At 66.9% G+C, this 6,893-nt stretch carries 8 protein-coding genes and 3 pseudogenes; 4 read left to right on the forward strand and 7 right to left on the reverse strand.

All coding sequences use genetic code 11. The features are described 5' to 3' along the window. The coding region (locus ACIHFD_RS67410) for an aspartate/glutamate racemase family protein (protein ID WP_397375890.1) at positions 1 to 222 on the forward strand (222 nt) is incomplete at its 5' end. 548 nt (positions 223 to 770) lie between these two features. Here the strand turns inward: ACIHFD_RS67410 and ACIHFD_RS67415 are convergent. The 5 genes and pseudogenes from ACIHFD_RS67415 to ACIHFD_RS67435 form a co-directional block, all read right to left on the reverse strand. After that, positions 771 to 992 (reverse strand): hypothetical protein, encoded by a 222-nt coding sequence (locus ACIHFD_RS67415; RefSeq protein WP_397375891.1) that lies wholly within the window; start codon positions 990 to 992, stop codon positions 771 to 773. Continuing rightward, positions 893 to 1,978 (reverse strand): tyrosine recombinase XerC, encoded by a 1,086-nt coding sequence (gene xerC / locus ACIHFD_RS67420; protein ID WP_397375892.1) that lies wholly within the window; start codon positions 1,976 to 1,978, stop codon positions 893 to 895. Before xerC ends, ACIHFD_RS67415 begins: the two co-directional genes overlap by 100 nt. 6 nt (positions 1,979 to 1,984) lie before the next feature. Then, positions 1,985 to 2,254 (reverse strand): hypothetical protein, encoded by a 270-nt coding sequence (locus ACIHFD_RS67425; protein ID WP_397375897.1) that lies wholly within the window; start codon positions 2,252 to 2,254, stop codon positions 1,985 to 1,987. Beyond that, a pseudogene (locus ACIHFD_RS67430) lies at positions 2,200 to 2,612 on the reverse strand (serine hydrolase domain-containing protein). Before ACIHFD_RS67430 ends, ACIHFD_RS67425 begins: the two are co-directional and overlap by 55 nt. Before the next feature lie 31 nt (positions 2,613 to 2,643). After that, positions 2,644 to 2,802 (reverse strand): annotated as a pseudogene (locus ACIHFD_RS67435) (serine hydrolase); the annotation flags it as partial. A gap of 148 nt (positions 2,803 to 2,950) precedes the next feature. On the opposite strand from ACIHFD_RS67435, the gene ACIHFD_RS67440 reads away from it, so the two are divergent. Together ACIHFD_RS67440 and ACIHFD_RS67445 are read left to right on the forward strand one after the other, a co-directional pair. Then, on the forward strand, positions 2,951 to 4,576 hold the full coding sequence (locus ACIHFD_RS67440) for an AbfB domain-containing protein (protein WP_397375893.1): 1,626 nt from the start codon (positions 2,951 to 2,953) through the stop codon (positions 4,574 to 4,576). A 132-nt stretch (positions 4,577 to 4,708) separates the two neighbouring features. Further along, positions 4,709 to 4,933: a hypothetical protein gene (locus ACIHFD_RS67445; protein WP_397375894.1), complete on the forward strand. Its 225-nt coding sequence runs from the start codon at positions 4,709 to 4,711 to the stop codon at positions 4,931 to 4,933. Between the two features lie 259 nt (positions 4,934 to 5,192). On the opposite strand, the gene ACIHFD_RS67450 is transcribed toward ACIHFD_RS67445, so the two are convergent. Next, positions 5,193 to 5,735, reverse strand: a complete 543-nt coding sequence (locus ACIHFD_RS67450; protein WP_397375895.1) for a nuclear transport factor 2 family protein — start codon at positions 5,733 to 5,735, stop codon at positions 5,193 to 5,195. Here ACIHFD_RS67450 and ACIHFD_RS67455 point away from each other — a divergent pair. Further along, positions 5,680 to 6,150, forward strand: a pseudogene (locus ACIHFD_RS67455) (IS5 family transposase); the annotation flags it as partial. The gene ACIHFD_RS67450 and the pseudogene ACIHFD_RS67455 sit on opposite strands and share 56 nt — an antisense overlap. Here ACIHFD_RS67455 and ACIHFD_RS67460 read toward each other — a convergent pair. Further along, positions 6,144 to 6,632, reverse strand: a complete 489-nt coding sequence (locus tag ACIHFD_RS67460; RefSeq protein WP_397375896.1) for a hypothetical protein — start codon at positions 6,630 to 6,632, stop codon at positions 6,144 to 6,146. The pseudogene ACIHFD_RS67455 and the gene ACIHFD_RS67460 sit on opposite strands and share 7 nt — an antisense overlap. Positions 6,633 to 6,893 lie beyond the last annotated feature (261 nt).

A 6,893-nucleotide genomic window follows, 5' to 3' on the forward strand; every position in this document is an offset into this window, starting at 1 on the left:
GACGTGATATTTGACGAACTGGTGCGCGGGACGCTCCGGGAATCGTCCAGAGACGCCTACGCCCGGATCATCGACGATTTCGCGGACGACGGCGCTGAAGGCGTCATCCTCGGCTGCACCGAGATCGAGCTGCTGATCAGTGAGAAGGACAGCGCCATCCCGGTGCTGCCGAGCGCTCGGCTGCACGCGGAGGCGGCGGCCGGCCTCGCGCTCGCCGGCTGACACGCCCCCGGTCGAGGCACGATGTGGCGGCTCAGGTGGACCGGTACGCCGGTGCGCCGATGCCATACAGCTCGCGGTGCCACAGGTCGGCGCAGACGCGTTCGATACCGGCCGTCAGGTGGCGGCGGTAGGTGGTGAAAGGGAGGCCGAGTCGTTCCGCGGCCAGCTCCTGGGTGGGCGTGCCGCGCAGGAACGTGACGGACAGCGCCCGGTGGAACTTGACCGAGCGCGGATCCTCCCGCAGGCCGTCGATCGCCTGCCGTAACAGTGCGCCTGCCGAAAACGCCGTCCGCGCAGGTCATCCAGCTCGCATGGCTACCACCAGCGACGCATGACCGATCTGCCGGTCAACGGCCGTGGCGTAGTCGTCGAGGTGCGGATGCAGCGGTTGAGCTCGTCCTGGATTCCATTTTCGGGACGATCTTTTAATCCGTAGGTTCCGGGTTCGAGCCCCGGGCGCCCTACCACCCCCACCTGCGGCTCCTTCCCTTACGGGAAGGTTTCTTGCTGATCGTGAGACACATGTGGGTCACACCTGGGTCACTTCGTCAGGCCGCCGCCTTCCGTAGGCTCCGGGCGGTCCTGCGTGCCTTGCCCAGGACCAGCCGCGCAATCGCCTGGGCTGAGCGGTGATATACCTCTGGCAGCACCGAGGTGTAGATGTCGGAGGTCACCACGATGCTGCCGTGTCCGAGCGTGCCCTGCACGACCCGCAGGTCGGAGCCACAGGCCAAGGCGAGGGTGGCGGTGCCGTGGCGCAGGTCGTGCAATCGGACCGGGGGCAGACCGCTCGCGTGCACGAGGTACGGAACCGGACGGTGAGATAGTCCGGCCGAAGTGGAGATCCATCCATCCGCGTGAAGATCGGGCCCGTTTCCCGCCAGGCGTCGCCCAGTCGCTGCCGCTCGGTCTGCTCGTGACGGCGCAGCAAGCGAACGGTTTCCGTATCCAGGGCGATGATCCGCTGGCTGGCGGCGCTTTTCGGCGGGCAGACGATCAGCCCGGCGTCGGTATGCACCAGTTGCCGGTTAACGGCCAGTTCCCGCCGGCCCAGGTCCAGGTCGATCCAGCGTAGCCCGGCTGCCTCTCCGCGGCGTAGCCCGCGCAGCGCGATCAACTGCCACAGCACGTGCAGCCGATCATTGCCGGCGAAGGCGAGGAACTCGGCCAGTTGGTCGGCAGTCCACACCGCCACCGTCGGGTGTTCGCCCTCACGCCGCCAGGCGGCCACTCGCCGGTCGGTCCACACCTGCGGATACGGCCGACAGGACGCGGGCAGCCGAATCATGCGTGCCGGGTTGGAGGCGATCAGGCCCTCACGCACTGCGGCGTTCAATGCCGCGCGCAGCGTGGCCCGGATCCGGTGCAGAGTGGAGGGCACGATCGGCTTGCCGTAGCGCGTGCGCCGTCCGGCGAGGGCGGCGAACATACGGCCGATGTCCCGGGTGGTCAGCTGGGCCAACTCGATCCGGCCCAGATACGGGATCAGATGCAGGCGTACATGATCGGCGTAACCTTCGCGGGTGCTGGGCCGCAGTCCCTGCTGAGCCTGCAGCCAGCAGCGCAGCCATCGCGCCACCGTGTATCCCGCCCCCAGCCCACCGTCCTGATCCGCGGCGATCACCTCACCACCCGCGTGGTGGTCCTGCTCGGCGGTGGCGAACCCGCCATGCCGAAGCCGCTCGCGGCGTCCGACCGGGCCGCGCACTTGCACCGCGAAGTACCAACTGCCGTGCTCCTCCTTGTCCAGGCGCACGCAGCGTCAGCCGAGTTGCCTGCCGGAGGTCGCATCGACGCATCCGCACCGCTTGTACACCACGATGCGATCTTGATGATGTCTCATGTGTCCCGTCCTTTCTTGATCGGCGCTGCCGTCAAGGATCAGGCAACGCCTGACGCCATCGGCCGACAACAGGGCGAGACCCAAGCTGCGCGGCACCACCGAGAAGTTCGCCTCCCGCCCGTTCGGCACCGGCGTCACCCGCACCCACGCGCTGGAGACACTCGTGATCGCGTCCTTCGTGCGCGGCATGAGCGTGCGCGACGTCGAAGGCACACTGGCCAGTCGTCCCTGAGAACGTCGTCCCACCGCTTGCCTGCCAGCCGCTCCAGGACGCGGCCGACGATCACGAACCCGGAGTTGCAGTAGGACTGGGTGGCGCCGAGCGGGTGCTTCTGGCGGAGGTCGGCGCAGTCCTCGACGTACTTCTCCAGGCAGTCGTCGCCACGCCCGGTATCGAGGAAACGTCGCCGTCGATGCCGCTGGTATGGGAGAGCAGGTGCCGGATCGTGACCGTCTTGGTGACTTCGGGGTCGGCGACCTTGAACTCCGGCAGCGCCTCCGCCACCGGCGTGTTCAGTGTCAGCCTGCCCCGCCCGATCTGGAGCATGAGCAAAGTGGCGGTCCCACACCTTGGTGATCGATCCGATCTGGTAGAGAGCGTCCGGGGTCGCCTCGACGCCACTGGCGGTGTTGAGCATGCCGGCGGCGAACTCGTGCAGCTCTCCCTGGTGCAGGTACGCCAGTGCGGCTCCGGGGACCTCGTACTCGGCGATCAGCTCAGCAAGGTGAAACGGCACAACCTATGTAAACCGGTGAGTACCAGGAGAAACCAGGCGAACGGCGATATTCTGCGCCCGCCGGATGGAACGGAGATCCGGAAAAGTGTTATGGAGTCGCCCCCAGCCAGTCTCCTCGGACGAGAGATCGTCTCGCGAAAGGACTCACATGGTTCTCCACACCAGCCGACGGAGCCTGCTGAAGGCCGCGGCCGGGATCGCGGTGCTGCCGGCGCTGCCCTCCATGGCGCGGGCGTCGTCGGCGGCGGCGGCGTTCAAGCACCCGGGGCTGCTGCACACCCAGGCGGACTTCGACCGGATCGCGGCCGCGGTGCAGGCGGGAGCGCAGCCGTACAAGAGCGGGTGGGACAGGCTCGTCGCCAACGGGCACTCCAAAAGCACGTGGAAGGCGCGCCCGCTGGAGACGGTGGTGCGCGGTGGGACCGGGCAGAATTACCCGCAGTTCTACAACGACGTGCACGCCGCCTACCAGAACGCGCTGCGCTGGAAGATCTCCGGCGAGAAGGCGCACGGCGACGCCGCCCGGGACATCCTGAACGCCTGGTCGGGCATGTTGAAGGCGATCAACGGCAACGCCGACCGGTTCCTGGCGGCGGGCATCTACGGCTACCAGTTCGCCAACGCCGCCGAGCTCCTGCGCGGCTACCCAGGCTTCGACGTCGAGCGGTTCCAGAAGATGCTGCTGAACGTCTTCTACCCGGCGAACGACCGCTTCCTGCGTGAACACAACGGTGCCTGCATCACCAACTACTGGGCCAACTGGGACCTGTGCAACATGGCCTCGGTCATGGCGATCGGGCTGTTCTGCGACGACCAGACCAAGTTCGAGCGGGCCGTCGACTACTTCAAGAACGGCAAGGGCAACGGGTCCATCATGAACGCCATCCCGTTCCTCCACCCGGGCGGTCTCGCCCAGTGGCAGGAGAGCGGGCGCGACCAGGGGCACACCCTGATGGGCATCGGCCTGATCGGCACCATCGCGGAAATGGCCTGGAACCAGGGTGTCGACCTGTACGGCTACGCCGACAACCGGATCATGAAGGCGGCCGAGTACGTCGCCAAGTACAACCTGGGCCAGGACGTGCCGTTCACCACGTACAAGTGGGGCCTCGGCCAGAACTGCGCCCCCCGGGAGCAGCCGGTCATCTCGAGCACGGCGCGCGGCCAGGACCGTCCCGTGTGGGAACTGCTCTACAACCACTACGCCAACCGACGCGGGCTGGCGTTGCCGTACACCAAGGCGTACGCCGAGCGGGTGCGGGCCGAGGGCGGTGGCGGCGACTACGGGCCGAACAGCGGCGGGTTCGACCAGCTCGGCTTCGGGACCCTGCTGTTCACCCGCGCCGCCGCCTCCGGCGGTGGCGGCGGCGGCGCGCTGCCGACCGGGGTGACACGCACCCTCCAGTCGATCAACTTCCCGAAGGAAGGGATCGCCGCCTCAGGTGCTCTCGGCGTGCTCGGGGGGCCGGCGCCACTGCGGATCGTGCCCGGCCTGGCCGACGCCAAGGGCTACTCGTTCATGGACGGGGACGGCCGCTACCTGCGGCACAAGGATTACCGGCTGCGGTTCGACGCCGACAACGGCACCGAGCTGTTCGAGCAGGACGCGACCTTCCTCGCCCGGCCGGCCTCGGGCGCGGGGAGGGTGCGGCTGGAGTCGCTCAACTATCCCGGCCGATTCATCCGCCACCGCCACCACCAGCTGTGGCTCGACAAGGACCAGGACACCCCCGCCTTCCGAGCCGACAGCACCTTCAAACCTGCCACTTCCTGATCACCTGCGCACCTCGGGCACGACGATTCATCCCCTGGAAGGAAGCACGTTTGTTCAGCGGAACCTTGAAAAGGCCCGCCCTGCTCGGCGCCATGCTGCTGGCGGCCTCCGCCAGCTGCTGCGGACGCGGGGGTGACAGGGACCGGCATCCGTGACGTGATCGAGTACGCGGGCGCGCCGCAGGGGTCATTCCAGCACTACTTTCCCGGCGGTAAGGACCAGCTCGTCGGCGAGGCGCTGCTCTGGGCCGGGGACTTCGTGACCGAGCGGGTCGCCTCCTACGCGCACCGCTGCCGACCCGTCACCGGCCGGGCTCTTCGCCCTGTACTGCTTCAAAAGTCGTTGCAGGGTGCTTGACCTGCGCGTCGACTCGATGCGGTAGTACGGCAGAGACGTTCAGTCGCAGGGCTCCGTCGTCCTGGAGTGATGTCTCGGCGTCCAGCCAGCTGCAATTCCAGCCACGCTGGCGCATCCCCGGGACGCGCCAGCCGAATCAGAGAATCTGTAACCGTCGCACGCGCAGCCTGACAGAACCCCCGCCTGATCACAGAGCGTAGACAGCCCAAGACCACCAGAGCGCACGCCTATCTGGCGGTCTTCTCCCGAGCGACGGGGCTCAGCGAGGGTTCGGCAAGTGGTTGTCGAGATCCCGTGGGTCCGGACGGTCTGTGATCTGGGGAGCGCTGGCCTCTTCGACGCCGCACTCGATGAGATGGCCTAGTATCGTCGCCATCTTCTCGGTGTCCTCGACCACGTTGACACGTGTGATCTGACCCCAGCGCAGCTCAATCGTCTGGGCGAACTCATTGTTGAAGGGGTGGCCGGCGACCGAACCGCTGGTCCGCAGGAGCGCCACGACCCGAGTACGCCAGGGCCACCCCTTGACAAGCACATCATCAACGGTGAACCGGATATCGGTGAGCAGCCGAAACAGCCGCTCGAACCACCGGCGTTGGGAATCGATGTTGTCGCGTACTCCGCCCATGGCGTTCTGGCCGACGAAGCGGTGTGTGAACGTCGGCGCGAACATCCTCAGGACGAACTCGATGTCGCGGTCGTTGAGATGGCTCCAAGCGGTCCGCACCCTTCGCGCGACGAGGCCCAAAACTGGGCCGAGCCCGGTTGACCGCGCCAAGCCGGGCTCGAAACACCACGTCATCACCGAAGGCAATGGGATCCCCCTCGCCGTGTCGTTGACCGGCGGTAACCGCAAGGATGTCACTCAGCTTCTGCCGCTGATCAAGGCGATCCCGCCGGTGCGGGGCCGCCGCGGCCGCCCTCGCAAGCGGCCCGACTGTCTGTACGCCGACCGCGGGTACGACCACGACAAGTACCGTCGCCTGGTCTGGCGCACCAGCATCAAACCCGTCATCGCCCGCCGTGGAACCCCGCACGGCTCGGGCCTGGGCGTTCACCGCTGGGTGGTGGAACGCACGCTCGCGCTGCTGCACTGGTTCCGCCGTCTGCGCGTCCGCTGGGAGGTCCGCGACGACATCCACGAGGCGTTCATGACGCTGGCCGCCGCAATCATCTGCTGGCGACGGCTCACGAGAGGGCTGATAAGAGGTCAGTGATCGGATCCAACCGCCGAGAGGTCCCCAACGGCGTCGGCGTAGTAGGCCGAGTCGGCCAGGTGGAAGGCGATCTGCCGGAATGTCCAGCCCTCACCGGGCGACCGGTCGAGTTGATCTGGAGTGAGCGCGGTCAGGCGGCCAGCCCAGATCTGGCTGAGCCGGGTGAGCCGGCTCCTGGCCTCGTCCAGGTCTTGGTCGGTGAACGGCGCCAGATCGGCAGGAGTTGTGCTCGCCGACGCATGCCAGCGATCAGGGATCGTGGGGTTGCCAGCCAGCCGTGCTTCCACCTCGGCGAGGTGATCGATGAGATGATCGGTGACTCGGCGGATCGCCTTGTGTGGGGTGTAGACCCGCTCATCGGCGCGCACCGGGCGACCGTCCCACGCTGTCCAGGTCGCCGCCAGATCGAGTACGTGGTCGATCATCGACGTCACGACCAGCGCCGGTTCGCGATTATCAGTGGTCGGAATCTCACCGGACATTCTCAGTCTCCAGCTCAGTGCGTTACACGACCGGACAGGGCACACTCACCGACCCCAACCCGGCGGAGACCGACAACGGCTCCGGAACGCAACCTAGGCTCCAGACATCTCGATGGCCATCGAAGCATGGATGCACGGCCGGTCAAGATTCACTTTGTTAGGACTTCTAAGAGGGCATCTGATCTAGATCTTGAGCTGGATGTCCGTTCTAGGTGGATTTGACGCGCCAGGTTTGGGTGGATTCCCCGGTCAATGTCCGGC

The organism is Nonomuraea sp. NPDC051941 (assembly GCF_044593615.1).